Here is a 20,514-nt window from a genome sequence, read left to right as displayed (position 1 = left end):
TCGGGATGTAGCTCAGCTTGGTAGAGCACCTGGTTTGGGACCAGGGGGTCGCATGTTCAAATCGTGTCATCCCGACCATCTTCATCATTAGTTACACTTACCGATTGGGAGAGGAATCCGATTTGGAAGGTGTATTTTTTATATATAAACCTGAGCTTTGATTGATTTTTAACATATATTATGTTACAATTATCACCAATCATTTGCGGGTGTAGTTCAATGGTAGAACTTTAGCCTTCCAAGCTAATAGCGTGGGTTCGATTCCCATCACCCGCTCCATACATAATATCCCGGGTCCCCAAGAAGTCAACGGAGTAAGCTTCAGAGCTTAACTTCACTTCTTGGGGACTATTTTGTTAGTCCAATTGTGGTTATATACATACATGCACCTATCCGCTTAAGAAAAGAGGTAGAATTTCATGTCATCTTATTATCAACGAGTACGTAGCGGTCAACCCTTGATACAACAAATGCTAAATACAGAGGTACCGCACGAAGGTGCCGCCTTCTGGCACTTGGGTCAGGAGAGTCTGGTTGTGAAACGGAACGGACTTACGATTTATTTTGACCCCTACTTAAGCAATTCCATCGATGAGAAATACGGCGGCGCGCCCCGTAACTTTCCCACGCCCCTCAAGCCTGAGGAAGTCACGAACGCCGACTATGTATTCCTGACCCACGAACATCCCGACCATCTGGATCCGGTCAGTGTGCAGGGGATCGCCAAAGCATCGCCGCAAGCCCGATTTGTTGTACCACAGCCATTACGCAACAATCTTGTTCAGTTGGATATCGCGGAAGAGCGCATCATTGGTGCCATTGCAGGAACTCCGCTAGAATTGGAAGGTATGACGGTTCATTCGGTAGCTTGCAAACATGAAGAGTATGAAACCGACGAGCAGGGAAATCATAAATTTCTAGGCTATATTTTGAACTGGGACGGATTTAATTTATACCACGCGGGGGATACGGTGATTTTCCCTGAGCTCCTGGAGAATTTAAAATCCATGCGAATTGAAGTCGCCTGTATGCCCATCAACGGACACGACTTTAAGCGCTTCGGCCAAAACCTTATGGGTAATATGACCTTTAGGGAAGCAGCGGATTTAACGGATTTCATAGGCGCCGATCTGATTATTCCGATGCATTACGATTTATTTGCGGGAAATACCGAGAATCCGGCCTATTTTGTAGATTATATTCACCGCGCCTACCCCGGACAGCCCTTCAAGATGTTTGTGCCCGGCGAACGGATGTTATATTTGTCGAACCGGCTGTAAAGAATGATTTTGAACGTAAGAAATGAGGATTTTGGATGACAACAACAACAACTTTTGGCTCCTTGAACGTGAAAGACGACTATGTGCGGATTCTGGAGGAGCAGGACATCGTTCAACCCAGCTACATTCAAGAGCAAGCGATTCCGGCCGTAGCCGCCGGTAAAGACGTAGTAGCGCAATCCCAGACAGGGACAGGAAAAACGTTAGCTTATCTGCTGCCCCTTCTGCAACGCATAGACCCAAGCTTGAAACAGCTACAAGGGGTCATACTCGTGCCGACCCGGGAGTTAGGCATGCAAATCCTGCGCGAGATCGAAATGCTGCATCCGGATCAATCCATCCTGGGACAGGCGCTGATCGGCGGCGTTTCCTTGCAAAGGCAGATCGAGAAGCTTCGTCTGCACCCACAGCTTATTGTTGGGACTCCCGGTCGTGTGCTGGAACTGATCAAGACCCGTAAGCTGAAGATGCACGGAGTCAAGACCATCGTTGTGGACGAGGTCGATCAGGTCTTTGATCTGGGCAGTATGGAGGAAGTGGAGACGATTTTCCGTAGCGCGCTGCGAGACCGCCAAATTGTATTTTTCTCGGCGACCATCCCGGCGGCTATGGAGGAAGTCATCACCCGTTGGATGAGTGAACCGGAACGAATCAGCATCCAACCTGCCCAGAGAACGGCGGAGACGTTGGAACATCTGTATTTTGTATGTGACGAAAGGGAAAAAATTGATCATCTCCGGCGTATTGTGCGCATTTACAATCCGAAAGCCGCTATCGTCTTTGTGAATGAGATCAACAGTCTCGCTGAGATACTGAATAAGATCAGATATGTAGGATTGTCAATTGAGGCTCTTCATGGGGAAGCGGATAAACAGGAGAGAGCGCATGTGCTGCAAAGCTTCCGCGACGGCAAGTTTCAGCTGCTGCTCGCCACGGATGTAGCCGCGCGCGGACTGGACATCAAAGGGGTGACCCATGTCATTAATCTGGACCCTCCGATTGACAGCGATCATTATGTCCACCGCGTTGGACGTACGGGACGAATGGGTCGGGCAGGTACGGCGATATCGATCGTGACAGCTAAGGAACGATTCATCATCAACAAGTTTTCCAAGCAGCTGGCCATCGACATTTCGGAGAAGGACATGTATCAAGGAAACATTGTGGATGCCTCCCAAGCTCGCCCGCAGAAGAAGGAACGAGGGGCTCACGGCACTTCCAAGATGGACGGGAAAGCAGCTCCTGTTGCTGAACGTGGCCGTCAAGGAACCAGCGCTTCGCTTGAGGAAAAGCGACAAGGCGTGTTGAAGAGTAACGTTGCCCCAGCTTCAGCCAAATCTGGGCGTGGCGCATCCCCGGACACGCCTAAACGAAAAGCGGACCGGGAACGAGACCGCAAAAACAAAGGCGCGCCGAAATGGCTGAAAGCCAAAGGAAAACAGGAATAACCGTTCCTTAAGCGGAGGAGGGAACCCGGGATGAAGAAAGCGGGCATCGGGTTGTTGTCCTTGTTTATCGTAGTTGCATTGGCAGGTGCTTCGATGTTGTATTATATCCGGCCGGAAAAGGCGCTGGATTTAAGCTATGATCCATTATCGCTGGAATCGAAAGTAATGGGAATGGTACAACAAAGAAAGCTGGAAATGACAATTACCGAACCGGAATTGAATAACCTGTTGAAGGAATGGTTGTCCTTGCGTCCCTTACTTTCTGAATCCTGGGAGATTACAGGGGCGGAAGGGTCATTGGCAGGAACCATATATACCGTTAACGCCAACTTGTTGTATGCTAATCGTATACCGGTGAACGCAGTGGTTCGTTACCAATTGGTTTGGGCATCACCTGATCTTGTAGCGGAACCGCTGAGTATTCATCTCAAAGATCTAAAGCTGTCCGCGCAAGATTTGGGGTTAGATCCCATTGTAATCCCAGTAGGACAACAGCTGCCGCCTGGTCTCAACGTGAAGAAGGTTACATTCGGTGATAACAACGTTACCATAAGGTTCGGGATTCGGTTGTTTAACGCTTTCTGACTGCATAGTAAAGGCTTCGGATATGCATCCGAAGCCTTTTGTGGGTCCCAATATTAACCGATAAGCAAGGATTCCGCGCCGTCAATGAAAATCTGTGCGCCGGTAATATGCGAGGAAGGAGGGGAAGCCAGGAATAATACAAGCTCCGCAACCTGTTCGGCCGAGCCTGACTTCCCTTCCAGCGGTTGACTGCCTTCCGGGTATTCCACCGGAATGGCTGCCTCTTCCGCCTCTTCTGTCCGATTGGTGTTTTCGCCGATATTCGTTTCGATCGCGCCGGGGCATATGACATTTACGCGAATTTTATCCTGGGCCAGCTCGAGTGCCGCCATCTTGGCAAAAGCAACTTGCCCTGCTTTACTTGCGCTGTAAGCGCTGGCTCCGATATTGGAGAAGATTCGCGTTCCGTTCACGGAACTCGTTATGATGACACTGCCGCCTTGGCGCTTTAAATACGGCACAGCATATTTCACAGTCATAAAGGTTCCCTTCAAATTAATCTGATGGGTCTGATCCCAGTCTTCTGGCGAGAGATCTTCGATCGGGGTCCAAGTCCCGTTAATTCCTGCGTTCGCAAACACAATATCGATGCGACCCCATTGCTCCGCGATCTGTCGGACTCCAGCTTCCACCTGCTCGGCTAGAGATACGTCAGTGTCAACGACTATGCATTCTCCTCCGTCCCGCTCAATTTGTTCTTTAACTTTAGCCGCTTCATCTTCTGAACGGTCCAATAAGCCTATTTTGGCTCCTTGTTTACCAAGCAACAGAGCAGTGCTCCGTCCGATGCCGGATCCCCCGCCAGTGATAATCGCTACTTGTCCTTCAAGAATTCGATTTCTGTCCATGAATAACATCCTTTCTGTTATCAACTACCTTCTTCTAACTAATTGTCCCTTTCCGGCAAAAGCTAATCAGAATTGTCAAAATTAAATTATAATTTTTAAGAAATGTTTACCATCTACCCCCCGAAAGCCCCTTTTCATACCCGAAACCTATACACGTAAGCAAGAACTTCGCGAAGGTTCTTCCAACAAACTTAAGAAACGGGGTTTTTAGGAATGGTAAAGAAGAACAGATTCAAAGTATTAACGATGTCGACACTGGCATTGGCTCTTGCTGTAGGAGGTCCCGCTGCCGCATTTGCGGATAAGAAGGGACACGATGATGATCATGATAAGAAAGAATGGAACTCCAAGTCCAAACCTGCGGTACATAGCAATGTGAATTTACATCTTCATTTCAAGGATGTTAATGAAAAGCAAATGGCATGGGCTTTAAAATATATAACAGGACTAGCTTCGAAAGATGTATTTAGCGGTGACGGTAAAGGAAATTTCATGCCGAAGAAAATAGTAACCCGCGCGGAAGCGATCTCGGCGGCCGTCCGTCTGATGGGTTTAAAAGATCAAGCGGAATCGGCGGAAGAGAAAGCGACCAAGCTGAACTTTACAGACGCCAAAAAAATTGAAAAGGATTTCAAATGGGCTGTTGGCTATATTGCGGTAGCTGTGGAAAATGATCTGTTCAGCGAGACCGAAACGGCTGTTCATCCGGACAAGCCGGCGGATCGCCTATGGGCTACTACGCTGCTGGTCAAAGCTTTAAAATTGCAAACCGAAGCGAAAGCCAAGATGAACACAAAGCTTAACTTCAAGGATGCCGACAAGATCCCCGCCGGCTCAATCGGATATGTGGCGGTAGCGGTGGAAAAGAATTTGGTTTCCGGCTATACCGACGGCACGTTCCAACCGAATAAACCCGTAATTCGCGCTGAATTCGCCGCTTTAATGGGCCGTACGGATGAGCAAATGCCGAATCACGATAACAAAGCGATTAACGGAAAAGTTGTTTCGGTTACGAATAATGTAGTCAAAATACTGAAATCCGACGGTTCCCATTTGGATCTGGCTGTAGATCCGGGCGCTTACATTTTCCGCAAGGATGTTCGGGTAGCCGTATCTGCTCTGGTAGAAGGCGATCAAGTTGTGGCGCGCACTTTCAATAACATGGTCATCTTCCTGGAAGTAAAGAAGGAAGCAGTGCAAGCTGCAACGTTTAACGAAGTTGGCGTGGTAAGCAAAATCAACTATATCGGCAACCGTCTGGATAGCATTGACATCAAACACGGTCAGCCTGAAAGAGAAACAAATTTCCAAGTATCGAACGGGGTAAGATTCACGAACCCGGATAAAGCGCTGACGGTTGGCAGTGTGGTTATTATCAGCGGCAAGAACAACAATATCGAAACCATCAATGTTCAATAGCAAATTCCAGCGGGCCCTCCGATTCATGGGGGGCTTGTTTTTTTTGCTTCAGAAAAGGGGATTGGCTTCAAACTACGGTATTCGTTTATACTGAAGTTGAGGTGAAATGAACGAATGGAAGCTATTTTGAAAGTGCAGGATTTATCCGGAGGGTATAGCATCGGCAGGCCGGTGCTGCATGACATCGGTTTCGAGGTGCGGCCCGGGGAAATGGTGGGGCTGATTGGTCTTAACGGGGCAGGGAAGAGTACAACCATTAAACATATTTTGGGGCTGCTGCAGCCGCATCGGGGCGAGATCCGGGTGAAAGGGATACAGCTTGCCGAGGATTCGCATGTGTACCGTTCCGCGTTAGCTTACGTGCCGGAATCGCCGTTAATGTATGACGAGCTGACAGTAAAGGAACATCTCGAACTGACGGCCATGGCCTACGGTCTCGAGCAAGACGAATACATACGGCGTTCAGAGCGGCTTATTGCCGAGTTCCAGATGAAAGATAAGATGAACAGCTTCTCCGCCCATCTCTCCAAAGGGATGAAACAAAAGATGATGATCATGAACGCTTTTATGGTGGAGCCTGTTTTATATATTATTGATGAGCCCTTTCTGGGATTGGATCCGCTAGGCATCCGATCCTTGCTCGACTTAATGGTTTCCATGAAAGAACGGGGGGCTGCCATTCTGATGAGTTCCCATATCCTGTCCACCATCGAGCGCTATTGCGACAAGTATGTAGTGCTGCATAAGGGAAGAATGGCGGCGGCGGGAACGCTGGACGAAGTAAGAAACCAGGCGGGTTTGCCGGGACAACCGCTGGAGGATGTATTTTATGCGCTGGTGAAAGAAGGCAGCGTAAGATGAACAAGCTTATTGAGGAAGTGTCTGAGCTTCTGAGTAAACGAATCCGTTCCTACCGCAAGGAGATCCTTCCCTATTGGTCTTATGTGTTGCGAAGCGGGTTCCCGGGGTTTGTCATTCTGTTACTGGTGGTAGGCTCGATCCTTTATGCGCGAACGCTGGAGCAATTGACTCCGAATTTTCCAGTGTTGACGGTGATTCTTCTCCTGTTGGTGCCGGCACTGCATATTAGTCCAATTCGTACTTATCTGAAAGAAGCGGATACTGTTTTTATTTTGCCCCTGGAATGGAAGATGTCCGCGTACTTGCGTCGATGCCTGTTGCGCAGCGGTGTGATGCAGTCCGTTGTGATTACGCTTGTCTGGATCGTTGCCTATCCGCTTTATATGAAAGGTGCAGAAATCGTTCCTCAACCCTTCTGGGTCATATGCATCTTCTTGTTGGGAATCAAATGGGCTAACCTTTGGAGTTCATCTTTGGAAATCAACATGACAGAGCCAAGGACGAGAGGGTTTTATTGGGGCTTACGCTGGATCATTACCGGCATGACGGTCTATGTGTTAATTGCATACGAGGATTGGCTTACCAAAGGTTTCATTGTTCTTGTATGGGTCACTTTCATCACAGCTTTAAATTTCTCCAAGCATTATAAGGTTCACTGGACGGCACTCGTGGAGCGGGAGAAGCGTCATAGAGCGGGTCACTATATGTTCTTCGGCTGGTTTACGGATGTGCCCGAATTTCCTGCGCAAATCCGCAAACGGGCCTGGCTGACAAGCTGGTTTGGCAGAACGCTCTTTCGGCATGACAACACCTATCATTTCCTATACACGAGAACCCTGGCGCGAACAGAGCTGTTTGCGATGGCGTCCAAATTAACACTGGTGGGAATGTTGGCGATCTTCTTATTTGACGGGACATGGACGAGGTTATTCTTTTATACCGTCATTCTGTTATTTGTCGGTATTCAGTTATCCTCGCTGGACCAGCATCACCGATTTGTGTTTTGGAGCCACATATACCCGTTACAAGAAGAATACCGTGTCAAAGCCTTAAGAAATTCGATCTTAAAAATGCAGTGGCTGTCGGCTCTTATACTGTTATGCAGCTTAGGGGTGAGCGGAAGCTCTCTTGCAGAAATTGGAGTCGCACTAGCGGTTGGATTTACCTTACCTTGGATGTATGCCAAAAAATTGGAGAAGAAATGGGCACAAGATGACTTTTGGGAAAAATAAGCGTATAATCGAAAACCTGACCTTGAAAGGGGTTGGGTTTTTTGGTTTTTTGGAAGTATTTTTCTTGGTTTTCATTATTTTTGCTTCGTTTGGTAATTCTAAGGAAAAGCCAACAAGTCAGTCAGAGGAGGTTGCTATGTTTAAGAAGTTGTTCGGTGTATTGCAAAGAGTAGGTAAAGCGCTCATGCTTCCGGTCGCTATTCTGCCGGCGGCGGGAATTCTGCTTGCCTTGGGAAGTTTATTGCAGAATGCAGCGTTTATCGACCAAGTACCTTGGCTTGCCAATGAGGGTGTTCAGCTCGTCGGGGAGCTGTTAGAGCAAGCGGGCGGGATCGTATTCGCCAATCTGGCTTTACTGTTCGCCGTAGGTGTCGCTGTCGGTCTGGCGGACGGAGAAGGCGTGGCCGGAATCGCCGCCATTATCGGTTTCCTCGTCATGAATGTGGTGATGGGCGTCATCATGGGGGTAACGCCGGAGATGGTTGCCACAGATTTCTCCTATGCGACGGTGCTGGGCATTCATACCCTACAGACCGGTGTATTCGGCGGGATCATCGTAGGTATACTTGCAGCGTACTTATATCGAAGATTTTTTCGTATTGAATTACCGTCTTACCTCGGTTTTTTTGCGGGAAAGCGTTTTGTGCCGATTATTACAGCCGCTTCCGCTTTGTTGTTAGGTTTGTTGATGACGTTAATCTGGCCGCCGATTCAATCGGGATTGAATTATTTCTCCCACAGTATGATTGACGCCAACAGGACGCTGGCCGCATTCATATTCGGCGTCATTGAACGTTCCTTAATTCCGTTCGGGTTGCATCATATTTTCTATTCTCCGTTCTGGTTTGAATTCGGCGAATATAAGAATGCTGCGGGTCAACTGGTACGCGGAGATCAGAAGATTTTCTTCGAGCAGTTGAAGGACGGAGTACCTTTCACAGCAGGTACGTTCATGACCGGTAAATTCCCGTTCATGATGTTCGGATTGCCCGCGGCGGCGTTAGCGATGTACCATGAAGCTCGTCCGGAACATAAGAAAATGGTTGCCGGGATCATGGGTTCCGCCGCGTTGACATCGTTCCTTACCGGGATTACCGAACCGCTGGAATTTTCCTTCTTGTTCGTTGCTCCGGTATTGTTCGGGATTCACGCAATCTTCGCGGGTCTGTCCTTTATGACGATGCACATTCTGAATGTGAAAATCGGAATGACCTTCTCCGGAGGCGTAATCGACTTCTTATTGTTCGGCGTATTGCCTAACCGTTCGAATTGGTGGCTCGTTATTCCGGTAGGATTGGTGTTCGCGTTGATCTACTACTTCGGTTTCCGGTTCGCGATTCGGAAATGGAATTTGGCTACGCCGGGGCGTGAGGAAGTCAAGGACATACCGGCAGGTGAAACCGCGAGTGGGAATACCGAGGCGGGCGAGTTGCCGCGTAACATATTGACCGCGTTGGGCGGAGCGCCGAACATCACTAATCTGGATGCTTGTATTACACGCCTGCGCGTACAAGTGAAGGATAGCGGCCAAGTGGATAAAGATCGCTTGAAACAATTAGGCGCTTCCGGCGTTCTCCAGGTAGGCGACAACATTCAAGCGATTTTCGGAACACGTTCCGATAATCTGAAAACACAGATTGCTGACGTGATCGCGGGGCGTACGCCTTCGGTGAAGGCAGAACCAGCGAAAGCGAAAGCGGCGGCTGTGGCTTTGGAGAAACGTACAGAGCCTGTTAGCCCTGTGGCGCCTGTGAGTGGTGCAACACCTGTTGCAGAACCATCCGCTGTTGAACCTACAGGCGCAGCTGAGCTTGCGGAGGAAACATTCGTGTCTCCCGTAGACGGTGAGCTGGTGGATATTTCTAATGTTCCTGACCCTACTTTTGCTGATAAAATGATGGGTGAGGGGTTTGCGGTTATTCCGTCTTCGGGTGAAGTGGTTTCCCCTGTGAACGGAGTTATTGAAAATATTTTTCCGACGAAGCACGCGATCATTATCCGCTCGGAAGGCGGTAAGGAAGTGCTGATTCACGTGGGTGTTAATACGGTAAAATTAAAAGGACAAGGCTTTGATATTCACGTTGCTGACGGGGAAACGGTAACTCGTGGACAGAAACTCATGACTGTGGATCTGGAATTTGTAAGCAAAAATGCTACTTCCGTAATTACGCCGATTGTATTCACCGATCTGGATGAAGGCGTTAAGGTTGAATTGCTAAAAACCGGTACGGTCAAACGCGGCGAAGCCCCTATTATAAAGATCCGGTAAACGGACAAACACAATTTGTAAGGAGCGGATGAAAGTGGAGAAGACTTTTACAGTAACCAATGAAGATGGGTTTCATGCAAGACCGGCGACAGCGCTGGTAAATACAGCTAAGAAATTTAATGCCGACGTAAGTCTGGCCTACAACGGGAAAACCGTAAGCATGAAGTCGTTCTTGGGTGTAGTTAAGCTTGGTATTCAAAAAGGGGCGGTTATCACATTTATTGCCGAAGGCGAACAGGCAGCCGAAGCAATTGAAGGCCTTTCCGAAACGATGACTAAAGAAGGACTGGGCGAGTAATGTCGGCTGTGATTAAAGGTATTGCCGCATCTAACGGCATTGCCATTGCCAAAGCTTATCGTTTGGATCACCCCGACCTGACCGTGAAACAGACTACGATAACGGACCCGGCTGCGGAAATCAGCCGGTTTGATGCCGCGGTAGCTCAGTCCAAGCTGGAGCTCGAAGCGATTAAAGCCCGTACCGAGGCTGAACTTGGCGCGGACAAAGCCGAAATCTTCGCCTCGCATTTACTCGTTCTGGAAGACCCGGAATTTGTGGATGAAGCGAAGAATGCGATTGAGAATGATAAAGTTAACGCGGAATATGCGTTGCAGGAAGTAAGCAACATGACCGTGGACTTTTTCTTAAATATGGATTCTGATTATATGAAAGAACGCGCAGCGGATATACGGGATGTCACAAAGCGACTGTTGACTCACCTGATGGGCATCGGGACCATGGACTTAGGGTCCATCTCCGAAGAGGTGGTCTTGATCGCGGAGGATCTGACGCCTTCCGATACCGCGCAATTAAACCGCGATTTCGTCAAAGGCTTCGCCACCGACATCGGCGGGCGCACATCGCATTCGGCCATTATGGCCCGATCGATGGAAATTCCGGCTGTCGTCGGCGCGAAATCGGTCACCGCGAACATTGTGAGCGGTGTGATGGTGGTGGTCGATGGATTGACGGGCGAAATTGTCGTCGATCCGTCGGCGGATGAGCTTCGCGCGTATGAAGCGAAGCGGGATGGGTACGCCGCGCAGAAGGCGGAGTGGCTCAAGGTGAAGGATGAGCCATCGGTTTCCGCGGACGGCCATGCGGTCGAGCTGGCCGCCAATATCGGCACACCGCAGGACGTGGCGGGTGTTGTCGCGAACGGCGGCGAGGCCGTCGGTCTGTACAGAACGGAGTTTCTGTACATGGGCCGCGACTCTATGCCGACCGAGGAAGAGCAGTTCGATGCTTATCGAACGGTGCTCGAGAATATGGGCGGCAAGCCCGTCGTCGTGCGTACGCTGGACATCGGCGGCGACAAGGAGCTGCCGTACCTGGACTTGCCGAAGGAGATGAACCCGTTCCTTGGGTTCCGCGCCATTCGGTTGTGCCTCGAGAAGCAAGACATCTTCCGTACACAGCTTCGTGCGTTGCTGCGCGCAAGTTCATTCGGAAACTTGAAAATCATGTTTCCGATGATTGCCACGCTCGGGGAGTTCCGCGAGGCGAAAGCTATTCTTCTCGAAGAGAAGGAGAAGCTGGTTGCTTCAGGAACAACCGTTGCGGAGAAGATTGAGCTCGGCATCATGGTGGAGATTCCCTCTACAGCGATGCTGGCGGACCGCTTCGCGAAGGAAGCGGACTTCTTCTCCATCGGTACGAATGATCTCATTCAATACACGATGGCGGCGGACCGCATGAACGAGCAAGTATCTTATCTGTACCAGCCGTTTAACCCAGCCATACTGCGTATGGTAAAACGTGTTATTGACGCGGCGCATGCCGAAGGCAAATGGGCAGGCATGTGCGGTGAGATGGCCGGCGATCTTACGGCGATCCCGCTGTTGCTAGGTTTGGGCTTGGATGAGTTCAGCATGAGCGCAACATCGATTTTGCCGGCACGAACCCTGATTCGCAAGCTGTCCAAAGCCGATTGTGAAGCTGTCGCTAACGAAGCGCTTGATATGGATACGGCGGAGGATGTTGTTGCTTTAATCCAGTCCCGTATTGTAACTAAATAATTATACAAGAACACCCGCTAGCGAGCATCGTTGGCGGGTGTTTTGCGCTATTTTATGTGGATGTATCGTTGAATGCTGGGTTATCCCTTTTGCTCAGGTGTCTGGTTTATGTGGATGTATCGTTGGATGCGGGGTTATCCCTTTTGCTCAGATGTCTGGTTTATGTGGATGTAGCGTTGAATGCTGGGTTATCCCTTTTGCTCAGATGTCTGGTTTATGTGGATGTTTCGTTGAATGCGGGGTTATCCCTTTTGCTCAGATTTCTGGTTTGTGTGGATGTATCGTTGAATGCTGGGTTATCCCTTTTGCTCAGGTGTCTGGTTTATGTGGATATATTGTGGAATGCGGGCTTATCCCTTTTGCTCAGATGTCTGGTTTATGAGGATGTAGCGTTGAATGCGGAGTTATCCCTTTTGCTCAGGTGCGTGGTTTATGTGGATGTAGCGTTTAATGCTGGGTTATCCCTTTTGCTGAGATGTCTGGTTTGTGTGGATTTATCGTTGAATGCGGGGTTATCCCTTTTGCTCAGGTGTTCGGCTGAGACATAGGGATAACCCGGCATTTGGTGCGTGTTGAGAATATTATGTTTGGATTGGCTGAGTCTTGGGGATAAGCCAGCATATGAGGCAGGGAGATTAGTATGTTCCGGTTGACTGAGACATAGGGATAACCCGGCATTTGGCGCGTGTTGAGAATATTATGTTTGGATTGGCTGAGTCTTGGGGATAAGCCAGCATATGACGCAGGGAGATTAGTATGTTCCGGTTGACTGAGACATAGGGATAACCCGGCATTTGGGACGAGTTGAGAATATTATGTTTGGATTGGCTGAGTCTTGGGGATAAGCCAGCATATGAGGCAGGGAGATTAGTATGTTCCGGTTGACTGAGACATAGGGATAACCCGGCATTTGGCGAGTGTGAGATTATAATACATAGGTTGGCTTGAACATAAAATGTCAGGGAGAGTGACGCCTATTTTGAGAAAGTATAAAAAAAGTGTTGCAAAAACTAATGTTATTAGTTAATATCAAATCAACAAAACTAATATCATTAGTTAATGTGGAAAGGGTGGATAAACTTTGAAATGGACTCGTTACGGCACGGTATCCCAATTGACTTTTTTACCACGGATTTTCCCCGTGAACTGTTATCTGGTGGAGGAAGAGGATGGTCTGACCCTGGTCGACTGCGCGCTTCCTTACAGCGCGAAGGGCATTCTCGCCACCGCGGAGCGAATCGGTAAGCCGATTACGCGTATCGTGATCACACACGCCCACGACGACCACGTGGGCGCGCTGGATAAGCTGAAACAGGCGCTGCCGCAGGCGCCTGTTTACATCGCGGCGCGCGAGGCGCGCATCCTGTCCGGCGACACATCGCTGGACAGGAACGAGCCGGCTGCGCCGCTGCGCGGCGGCTTGCCGCGCGGGCTCGCCACGCGAGCCGACGTGCTGCTGCACGACGGCGATCGCGTAGGCTCGCTCTTAACGGTGGCCGCACCGGGCCACTCGCCGGGCATGACCGCGTTTCTCGATACGAGAAACGCGGTGTTGCTCGCGGGCGACGCGTACGTGACGCGCGGCGGCATCGCCGTGTCCGGGACGCTCAAGCTGGGGTTCCCTTTCCCCGCTTGGGCGACCTGGCATAAGCCGACGGCGCTTGCGAGCGCGCGCCGGCTGCTGGCATTAAGCCCGTCGCTGCTCGCTTGCGGGCACGGGCCGATGCTTTCCGCGCCGGGCGCCGCCATGGAGCGGGCCATCATGGAAGCGGAGCGGCGATTGGCGCCCGCCGACGCGGAAGAAAGCGTGCGCTGATGTCGCCGCGCGCAGGATTGGACGCCAAGGCAGTGATTGCGGCCGCTGGGGCGCTGGCGGATGAACATGGCCTGGAGGCGGTCACCTTGGCCATGCTTGCCGCAAAGCTGTCGGTGCGTTCCCCGTCACTCTATAATCATATCCAGGGTCTGACCGATCTGCGGATCCAGCTGGCGGTTTATGGCTTGGAAATGTTGCATGGCGCACTTGCATCTGCCGTAACGGAACTTACCGGAGACGAGGCCGTCCACGCGCTGGCCCAGGCTTATGTGGATTTTGCAAGAGCTTACCCTGGTATATATGAAGCCTCACAGCGGTATCACGATCAGAAAAATGAGGCAATCCGGGAGGGAGCGACTCTGACGTTCATACTGGTTTCGAACCTGCTATCCGCATCTTACGCTTTGGAAGGCGATGCCGCTGTACACGCCATGCGCGGTTTCCGCAGCGTTCTGCATGGCTTTTCGGATCTGGAGCGGGGAGGCGGCTTCGGAATCGCGATTGATATGAACGCCAGTTTAAGGGTTATTGTGGACGCTTTTATAGTGGGGATGAAGACACTGCTGAAGGAGGCGAAGTAATGTTTGCAGGTCACTTCGGATTGGCAGCTATTGTGAAGGCAAGGCATCCGGAAATCCCGTTATGGGCGCTTATGGTTAGCACGCAATGGCTGGATATCGCGTTTATTCCTCTGTTTATTTCCGGTGTTGAAACGATTGAAATTCTGGACGGGGGCGGATACGGCGAGCAAATCATACATGCGGAATGGACGCATTCCCTGGTGGGCACAACTTTGTTGTCCTTCCTGGCAGGCTGGATCGCCTCACGGATTTGGAGCGTCAAAGCCGGTATCATCATCGGGTTGCTGAGCGGAAGTCACTGGCTGTTGGACTTAATCGTACACAACCAAGATATGCCTTTGCTGCCGGGTCATGCGGATGGCTTAGCGCTATGGGGACTGAGCTTATGGAGTTATCCTGTATATAGTATTGTACTAGAAGCCTTAATCGTCGCCACAGGAATTCTGATGTATTCCCGATGGAGGCTGACCCAAGGCTCTGTCAAGCGGCGTCGTGTTCAAGCCATTATAACTTCAGTCTTTGTAAGCTCATTATTGATATTTTCCATGATTTCCGATTTCCTATAGGCTAAAGCTGAGTCGGACATAAGATTTATCGGATCCTAGGGCCTTAGGAATAAGTTCCGAGCATAGCTTCAATATGCGATTTCATACGGCTCCTTACCTCGACCGGCTCCATAATCTCCGCCTTATTCCCGAAGCTTAGCAAAATGGAGTATAGCCATTCGGCTTCCAGTGACCTGGGAATATTCAATGTGATTCGTAAAGCGCCCTCTTCATCATAAGCAATCGTATCCAAGTGGCCAAAATAGTCCATCGCCCTCGCCAACAAATCCGTAAACCGGACGACAACCTGCACCTTTTCGGAGGCATCTGCCAAGGGTCGGGCAGAGGCTTGCCGCGGATTAGCTTCCGTAATCGCATGAGGACCGAACAGGGTTGTCGTGACGTTCAGCTCAGCTATACGGGACAACCGAAATTCACGGTAATCTTTACGTTCCCTGCAGTAACCGTACAGATACCAGGTTCCATGCTTGAACATGAGCCGAATCCCTTCCACGGCGCGCTTTGTCCTTTCATTCTTAGTATTCATATATTGGAATTGAAGCACGTTACGGTCATGAATGGCGTCCCGAAGCCGCTTTAACTGGTCCTGATGCGTCTGCCGGCTGCCCATATCCATGGTTAACGTGGTCGGCGCATGATCAGGCTGAATCGTTTGCAGCCGTTGCATCGTTTCCATAGCCTTGTCGTCTTCAAAGACGGTAGACATACTGTGGAGAAGCGTAACCAGGGAACCGACGTCGTACGAACCCAGCAAACTTCGATCCATCTTATACTCTTCCATAATTCCATAACCGCCATGAACGCCTTGATAGGACACAACAGGTATGCCGGCCGCACAAATCGCGTCGATATCCCGGTAGATTGTTCTTTGGGAGACCCCATATTTCTCGGCAAGTACCGAAGCGGATAACACCTCATTGTTCAAAAGCATATAAATCATAGAGATCAAGCGCTCCAGTTTCATAATAACACCCCGATGCTTTATATTCGTCTACTGTACCACTTCAACCTGTGACGATGTGTGATGATGCTAGAGGTATATAGTCAAAAAAAACCCGGAACCTAAAAAAGTCCGGGGTTTGTTGTAGTTATACTGAAGTTGTTTTCTGCAAATCCAAGACGCTTTGGAATATGATGTCGAACAGTTCATCTAAATCTTCCGTTTCGATGCAGGAGAACGCAACACGTAGATCGGTTTCACCCAGGGCGATCGTTCCAACGCCATATTCATTCAGCAACCGCCCGCGAAGTGATTCCGCATCGGTTGATTTCAGTTTCAGGCACATGAAATAGCCGGAGTTGAAAGGATAATAATCCCAGACATCGCCGTATTTACCGCTGTCGAGTAATTCCTTAACTTTATTGGCGCGGGCTTTCATAATTTCGAATTTTTCTTCCTTCTGCTTTTCGAAATCCGGTGATTGCAGGGCGTGCAGAACAAAGGTTTGCGAAGGGTGAGGGCCGCTGGAAATCGTCGCGCGAATGATGCCCATCGTCTTTTGCTCCAAAGCGCTTAACAACGGTTCACTGCCTGACGCATAGGTGATGAATCCGACGCGGAAACCCCAGACATATTCTTCCTTTGTTGCGCCGTCCACTTTAACGGCCAGCACGCGAGGATGAAGATCCGCCAATTGCCCGAACAGGGATTCCTTCAGCGAGTTTTCAAAAAAGAGACCGAAGTAGGCATCATCCGTTACCGCCACGATATTAATGCCGGCATCGGCACCCGCGCGAATAGCCTCAATGATTTCGCGGCCTTCTTCAGCGTTAGGTGTATAACCGGTAGGGTTGTTCGGGAAGTTAAGGGCGACAATCGCCTTGCCTTTCTCCTTCTGAGCAAGGATGGCTTCGCGCAAGGCGTCGGCATTAAACTTGCCGCTCTCATTATATAACGGGAAATTGACGATCGTTGCACCTCGGCGGATGCCGAAGGTGAGCTCGTAATTCTCCCAATTTTTGTCCGGAAAGATCACAGCATCATCGACATCAGCAAACAAATCGGCTACGATGCTCAGCCCGTGTGTAAGCGCGTTGGTGACGATCGGGTTGCCAAAGCCTTTACCCGCAAGGGAAGGGTTTTCCTTAAGCATCTTGTCGCGCCATACCTTGCGAAGCTCCGGTTTCCCGGCCGGGGGAGCATATTCGTAAAGATCCTTGGGCTGGTAAGCGGAAAGCGTATCCTGAATGACCGCCAGATGCATCGGTTCCCCGTTCTCGAGGGCGATCCCTATGGTGGCGTTAAACTTCTTGGCCTTCGACTTGGCTTCGGCGGATTGACTTAAAATGCCTTCCTTCGGGAAATAAATCTGCCTGCCGAGTTTGGAAAGCATTGCGTAGACGTACGAATTCTCACGTTCCATGGTTTCATTCAATTGCTGTGCTAAAGCGTTCATCCTGTCCATCCTTCCGGAAATTTATGATTTGGATTGTCAGCTATTATATCTTGAAAACCTCTTATTTTCAAGGAAAACCCGAATGTTGGAACTTCGGAGCGGGGCATTTGTTCTGACGAAAAAGGGAAGTAAAGATGAAGAAACCGACCACTCGCGGGGTCGGTTTTTAGAATTAGCCCTGCCCTTGGTGATGCGGGCAATATTTCTTCATCATCTCAACGGTCTCCTGATCGTCAGGCAATCCCCGTTCAGCAAGTCCGTTCATGACGGCTTGGAGCTCGTCTGCGGATTTATTTTGACCAAACTTAAATTTGGCCGTACATTCAACCGGGATCAGCTTCATTAATGCGACAGCCTTCAACTGACCTGCGTAACCGGGATCTTCCGCGTCAAAAGGCATGTACCCGCCTTCGGGCTGCAGTTTCCTCATAAACCGTTCAAACACGTTCGCTTTCTCATACAGATCTTCAACCAACTCCACATGCCCCCGGATTTGAACCGATTTGAAAAAAGAAGTGGCCGGACATGCGTATACATCGTCCGTAAAGTAGGAAGGGATTAAAGCGAATTCTCTGGCTGTTGTAAAGACGGCCTTCGAATCCCGTTTCAAGTCGCGCATTTTCTCCCCCGAACGGCTGCCGTGGAAATAAACGTGTCCGTTCTGATAGACGAAGTTGAGGGGCTTTACATGCGGCCAACCTTCATCCCCCGCTGTTGATAAATACCCGAAGGTTTGTTGCTCCAGAAACGTCTCGATTTCCGTTTGTTCCTCTATTGAAAATTCTTTTCTGCGCATAATGTTCTTCATCTCCTTTAGTTGTTACAATAAGGGATAAAGTGTCAGGGATTAAGATCCACTTTCTGAATAATTATTTGTACCGCTTTATGGGGGACGGGAGCGTATCATCATGGACATTCAACTGGTTTTGTATCCATATGAACAGGAGCATCGGTTTAAATATTTGGCTTTATATCATGCTTTAAGAGATGCAATCCTAGGCGGTACGGTGATCTACGGAGACAAGCTGCCATCCACCCGTCAGCTGGCCGAACAATATGGAGTCTCCAGGGGAAGTGTGAATGAAGCGTACGGTATGTTGATCGCGGAAGGATATTTGGACGCGGTGGAGGGGAGCGGAACCTATGTCGCATTCAAGACGGATCGCGGAGATCGTATACCGCAGGATGATCGCGGCCGAGTGCGCTTGTCCGCATGGGGCGAGCGGGTGGAAGGCATCGGCATGCGTCGCGCAAACCGGGTTAAGCAGGCTGCGCCGCTTAGCTTCGCCATGGGTGTGCCTGACCTAAGTCTGTTTCCGCTGGCGGAATGGACGCGGCTAATCAGCGCCGAGACGCGCAAGCTGGCGCGGGTGCCCCGCGGCGACGCCTGGGAGGCGCAGGGTCATCGCCCGCTCCGCGAGGCGATTGCCCTGTACCTGCGCCGCGCGCGCGGCATCGCCGCCGATCCCGACGACATCGTCGTCTTCGGCGGCTCCATGCAGGCGCTCGCGCTGCTGGCACAGCTGCTGCTCGACTCCGGCGAGCCCGCTGTGCTGGAATCCCCGGGCTACCCCGGGGCAGACCTGGCCGTGCGCAGCGCCGGCGGGGTTCCCGTCTACGCCCGGGTGGACGAGCAGGGCCTCGTCCCGGAAGACTGGCCGGCGCGCATGCTGATCGCGACGCCGAGCCGCCAGTTCCCGACGGGCCGGGTGTTGTCCCTTGAGCGACGGCAGTCGCTCCTCGCCTGGGCGGAACGGCACGGCAGCGTCATCGTCGAGGACGATTACGACAGCGAGTTCCGCTGGGGCGGGCGGCCGATCGAGCCGCTCAAGGCGCTGGACCGTGCCGGACGGGTCGTCTACGTCGGCACGTTCACGAAGACGATGCTGCCGGACCTGCGCATCGGCTACGCATTGCTGCCGCGGCGGTTGACGGGCGCCGCCGCGGCAGCAAAGGCACTGTACGAACCGCATCCGACGGCGGTTCTGGAGCAGCGCGCGCTGGCCGCGTTTATGCGCAGCGGCGCGTATGAGCGGCATCTGCGCCGGATGACGCGGCTTTACGGCCGCAAGGCGAAGGCGCTGGCGGCGTTGCTGCAGTCGCATCTGGCGGACGCGTTCGAGATCATTCCTTCGGATGCGGGGATGCATATTTTTGGCTGGTGGAGAGGGAGTGCCAGCTTGTATAATGAGTACAGGTACACATGCTTCGCGTCGGGTGTGAGTTGGACGGACGGAACGGGTTATGATTTGGCGGACCGGCGTCCCTCGGCGTGTTTCGGGTTCTCTCATTTATCCGAAGAAGAATGGGTGCGTGGTGTGCGCATCATGCATGAAGTATGGTTGAACTTAGATTAATATAGCCGGTGTAGTCACCGGATCTCATTACAAGGAGCGATGTACTTGTTGCACGCCTTACCGTCCGCTTTCGACCTGAAGCCGGCTTTTGCCAAAATTGTCTGCGAGCCTTCGTGGAAATGGTTGAAGCGGGAGAAGCCTTTTGACAATTATGACTTATTCTATGTTTGGAGCGGGGAAGGGGAAGTGGTGCTGAATGATATCCCCTATGCTGTCGGGAAAGGCAGTTGCTTCCTGTTCCGACCGGGCGATTATACGAGTGCGACGCATAATCCGCAGAAGCCGCTGGTGTTAACTTACATTCACTTTGGCGTGGACGGGCCGCTGAGCGATGTCCCGGAGAGGTATCGTGTGCTTGCGGAAACGCTGGATTTTGAACACTTGCTGGCTCGATATGTACGGTTGTTTCTGGTGGAAACGTTCGCGGCGGAGGAAGAGGCGAAGCTGATTCTTAAGCAGATGATGATTCACTTGTTGCGGGAGGACCGCGAGGAGAGGCAGGAGTTGAAGAAGCACAGCAACCAGCTCACGGAGGCGATTCATGAGGTGGCGAATTATGTGCGGCAGAACCCGGGCATCTCCCATCGGGTTGACGAATTGGCGCAGCGGGCCGGTCTGTCTCCGCGGTATTTCTCCATCAAGTTCAAGCAAATCATCGGGCATTCCGTCCAAAATTATATGATCAAAACCCGGATCGAACGCGCGGAGCACCTGCTCCATGATGCGGGCATGAACGTAACCGAAGTTGCGGATGCGCTTGGGTATCGGGATATTTTCTTCTTCAGCCGGCAATTCAAGCAGTATACGGGAAAGAGCCCTTCGGAGATCCGGTAGGGC

General features: G+C 51.0%; 18 protein-coding genes and 2 tRNA genes. 16 read left to right on the top strand and 4 right to left on the bottom strand.

The window, feature by feature from the left end; translation table 11 throughout:
* Nucleotide 1 precedes the first annotated feature (1 nt).
* From SY83_RS07395 to SY83_RS07375, 5 genes are all read left to right on the top strand, one after another.
* A tRNA-Pro gene (locus tag SY83_RS07395) sits at nt 2–78 on the top strand.
* 127 nt (nt 79–205) lie between these two features.
* Nucleotides 206–279 (top strand) — tRNA-Gly (locus SY83_RS07390).
* 191 nt (nt 280–470) lie between these two features.
* Nucleotides 471–1,280 carry an MBL fold metallo-hydrolase gene (locus SY83_RS07385; protein ID WP_231891394.1) on the top strand — a complete coding sequence of 270 codons (810 nt, stop codon included), beginning with the start codon at nt 471–473 and terminating at the stop codon, nt 1,278–1,280.
* A 35-nt stretch (nt 1,281–1,315) separates the two neighbouring features.
* The gene (locus tag SY83_RS07380) at nt 1,316–2,728 is read left to right on the top strand and encodes a DEAD/DEAH box helicase (protein ID WP_068605607.1); all 1,413 of its coding nucleotides are present in this window, start codon (nt 1,316–1,318) and stop codon (nt 2,726–2,728) included.
* A gap of 30 nt (nt 2,729–2,758) precedes the next feature.
* Nucleotides 2,759–3,313 carry a hypothetical protein gene (locus tag SY83_RS07375; RefSeq protein WP_068605605.1) on the top strand — a complete coding sequence of 185 codons (555 nt, stop codon included), beginning with the start codon at nt 2,759–2,761 and terminating at the stop codon, nt 3,311–3,313.
* 53 nt (nt 3,314–3,366) lie between these two features.
* Here SY83_RS07375 and SY83_RS07370 read toward each other — a convergent pair whose 3' ends face one another.
* Nucleotides 3,367–4,161 (bottom strand): SDR family oxidoreductase, encoded by a 795-nt coding sequence (locus tag SY83_RS07370; RefSeq protein WP_068605603.1) that lies wholly within the window; start codon nt 4,159–4,161, stop codon nt 3,367–3,369.
* A 213-nt stretch (nt 4,162–4,374) separates the two neighbouring features.
* Here SY83_RS07370 and SY83_RS07365 point away from each other — a divergent pair, with 213 nt between their 5' ends.
* From SY83_RS07365 to SY83_RS07320, 9 genes are all read left to right on the top strand, one after another.
* The gene (locus tag SY83_RS07365; protein WP_068605601.1) at nt 4,375–5,580 is read left to right on the top strand and encodes an S-layer homology domain-containing protein; all 1,206 of its coding nucleotides are present in this window, start codon (nt 4,375–4,377) and stop codon (nt 5,578–5,580) included.
* A gap of 114 nt (nt 5,581–5,694) precedes the next feature.
* Entirely contained in the window at nt 5,695–6,441 is a 747-nt protein-coding gene (locus SY83_RS07360) for an ABC transporter ATP-binding protein (protein ID WP_068605599.1), read from the top strand.
* A complete protein-coding gene (locus SY83_RS07355; RefSeq protein WP_068605598.1) occupies nt 6,438–7,673 on the top strand; it encodes an ABC transporter permease in 1,236 nt (411 codons plus the stop codon). Before SY83_RS07360 ends, SY83_RS07355 begins: the two co-directional genes overlap by 4 nt.
* A 136-nt stretch (nt 7,674–7,809) precedes the next feature.
* Entirely contained in the window at nt 7,810–9,942 is a 2,133-nt protein-coding gene (gene ptsG, locus SY83_RS07350; protein WP_068605596.1) for a glucose-specific PTS transporter subunit IIBC, read from the top strand.
* Between the two features lie 34 nt (nt 9,943–9,976).
* Nucleotides 9,977–10,240 (top strand): phosphocarrier protein HPr, encoded by a 264-nt coding sequence (locus SY83_RS07345; protein ID WP_068605594.1) that lies wholly within the window; start codon nt 9,977–9,979, stop codon nt 10,238–10,240.
* The gene (ptsP, locus tag SY83_RS07340; protein WP_068605592.1) at nt 10,240–11,961 is read left to right on the top strand and encodes a phosphoenolpyruvate--protein phosphotransferase; all 1,722 of its coding nucleotides are present in this window, start codon (nt 10,240–10,242) and stop codon (nt 11,959–11,961) included. Before SY83_RS07345 ends, ptsP begins: the two co-directional genes overlap by 1 nt.
* 1,081 nt (nt 11,962–13,042) lie before the next feature.
* A complete protein-coding gene (locus SY83_RS07330; RefSeq protein WP_068605589.1) occupies nt 13,043–13,777 on the top strand; it encodes an MBL fold metallo-hydrolase in 735 nt (244 codons plus the stop codon).
* Nucleotides 13,777–14,358 (top strand): TetR-like C-terminal domain-containing protein, encoded by a 582-nt coding sequence (locus SY83_RS07325; RefSeq protein ID WP_068605586.1) that lies wholly within the window; start codon nt 13,777–13,779, stop codon nt 14,356–14,358. Before SY83_RS07330 ends, SY83_RS07325 begins: the two co-directional genes overlap by 1 nt.
* Nucleotides 14,358–14,924, top strand: a complete 567-nt coding sequence (locus SY83_RS07320) for a permease (RefSeq protein ID WP_068605584.1) — start codon at nt 14,358–14,360, stop codon at nt 14,922–14,924. Before SY83_RS07325 ends, SY83_RS07320 begins: the two co-directional genes overlap by 1 nt.
* A gap of 43 nt (nt 14,925–14,967) precedes the next feature.
* Here SY83_RS07320 and SY83_RS07315 read toward each other — a convergent pair whose 3' ends face one another.
* From SY83_RS07315 to SY83_RS07305, 3 genes are all read right to left on the bottom strand, one after another.
* A complete protein-coding gene (locus SY83_RS07315) occupies nt 14,968–15,888 on the bottom strand; it encodes a helix-turn-helix transcriptional regulator (RefSeq protein ID WP_068605582.1) in 921 nt (306 codons plus the stop codon).
* Nucleotides 15,889–16,012: 124 nt separating this feature from the next.
* Nucleotides 16,013–17,320, bottom strand: a complete 1,308-nt coding sequence (locus SY83_RS07310) for an aminotransferase class I/II-fold pyridoxal phosphate-dependent enzyme (protein WP_068605579.1) — start codon at nt 17,318–17,320, stop codon at nt 16,013–16,015.
* A 172-nt stretch (nt 17,321–17,492) separates the two neighbouring features.
* Nucleotides 17,493–18,116, bottom strand: coding sequence for a pyridoxamine 5'-phosphate oxidase family protein (locus tag SY83_RS07305; RefSeq protein WP_068605577.1), 624 nt, complete (start codon nt 18,114–18,116; stop codon nt 17,493–17,495).
* Nucleotides 18,117–18,228: 112 nt separating this feature from the next.
* On the opposite strand from SY83_RS07305, the gene pdxR reads away from it, so the two are divergent.
* The gene (gene pdxR, locus SY83_RS07300; protein ID WP_068605575.1) at nt 18,229–19,677 is read left to right on the top strand and encodes a MocR-like pyridoxine biosynthesis transcription factor PdxR; all 1,449 of its coding nucleotides are present in this window, start codon (nt 18,229–18,231) and stop codon (nt 19,675–19,677) included.
* Nucleotides 19,678–19,722: 45 nt separating this feature from the next.
* Complete coding sequence (locus tag SY83_RS07295; protein WP_068605573.1) at nt 19,723–20,511, top strand: helix-turn-helix domain-containing protein; 789 nt, start codon at nt 19,723–19,725, stop codon at nt 20,509–20,511.
* The last annotated feature ends 3 nt before the right edge of the window (nt 20,512–20,514 follow it).

The organism is Paenibacillus swuensis (genome assembly GCF_001644605.1).
GTDB classification, from domain to species: Bacteria; Bacillota; Bacilli; order Paenibacillales; family DY6; genus Paenibacillus_N; species Paenibacillus_N swuensis.
The sequence above is the reverse complement of the archived record's forward strand: the minus strand, read 5'-3'. Positions and strand labels throughout refer to the sequence as shown.

Coding starts and splice junctions, on each gene's coding strand:
- SY83_RS07385 (WP_231891394.1), top strand. CDS start 471: ATGCTAAATACAGAGGTACCGCACGAAGGTGCCGCCTTCTGGCACTTG.
- SY83_RS07380 (WP_068605607.1), top strand. CDS start 1,316: ATGACAACAACAACAACTTTTGGCTCCTTGAACGTGAAAGACGACTAT.
- SY83_RS07375 (WP_068605605.1), top strand. CDS start 2,759: ATGAAGAAAGCGGGCATCGGGTTGTTGTCCTTGTTTATCGTAGTTGCA.
- SY83_RS07370 (WP_068605603.1), bottom strand. CDS start 4,161: ATGGACAGAAATCGAATTCTTGAAGGACAAGTAGCGATTATCACTGGC.
- SY83_RS07365 (WP_068605601.1), top strand. CDS start 4,375: ATGGTAAAGAAGAACAGATTCAAAGTATTAACGATGTCGACACTGGCA.
- SY83_RS07360 (WP_068605599.1), top strand. CDS start 5,695: ATGGAAGCTATTTTGAAAGTGCAGGATTTATCCGGAGGGTATAGCATC.
- SY83_RS07355 (WP_068605598.1), top strand. CDS start 6,438: ATGAACAAGCTTATTGAGGAAGTGTCTGAGCTTCTGAGTAAACGAATC.
- ptsG (WP_068605596.1), top strand. CDS start 7,810: ATGTTTAAGAAGTTGTTCGGTGTATTGCAAAGAGTAGGTAAAGCGCTC.
- ptsP (WP_068605592.1), top strand. CDS start 10,240: ATGTCGGCTGTGATTAAAGGTATTGCCGCATCTAACGGCATTGCCATT.
- SY83_RS07325 (WP_068605586.1), top strand. CDS start 13,777: ATGTCGCCGCGCGCAGGATTGGACGCCAAGGCAGTGATTGCGGCCGCT.
- SY83_RS07320 (WP_068605584.1), top strand. CDS start 14,358: ATGTTTGCAGGTCACTTCGGATTGGCAGCTATTGTGAAGGCAAGGCAT.
- SY83_RS07315 (WP_068605582.1), bottom strand. CDS start 15,888: ATGAAACTGGAGCGCTTGATCTCTATGATTTATATGCTTTTGAACAAT.
- SY83_RS07310 (WP_068605579.1), bottom strand. CDS start 17,320: ATGAACGCTTTAGCACAGCAATTGAATGAAACCATGGAACGTGAGAAT.
- SY83_RS07305 (WP_068605577.1), bottom strand. CDS start 18,116: ATGCGCAGAAAAGAATTTTCAATAGAGGAACAAACGGAAATCGAGACG.
- pdxR (WP_068605575.1), top strand. CDS start 18,229: ATGGACATTCAACTGGTTTTGTATCCATATGAACAGGAGCATCGGTTT.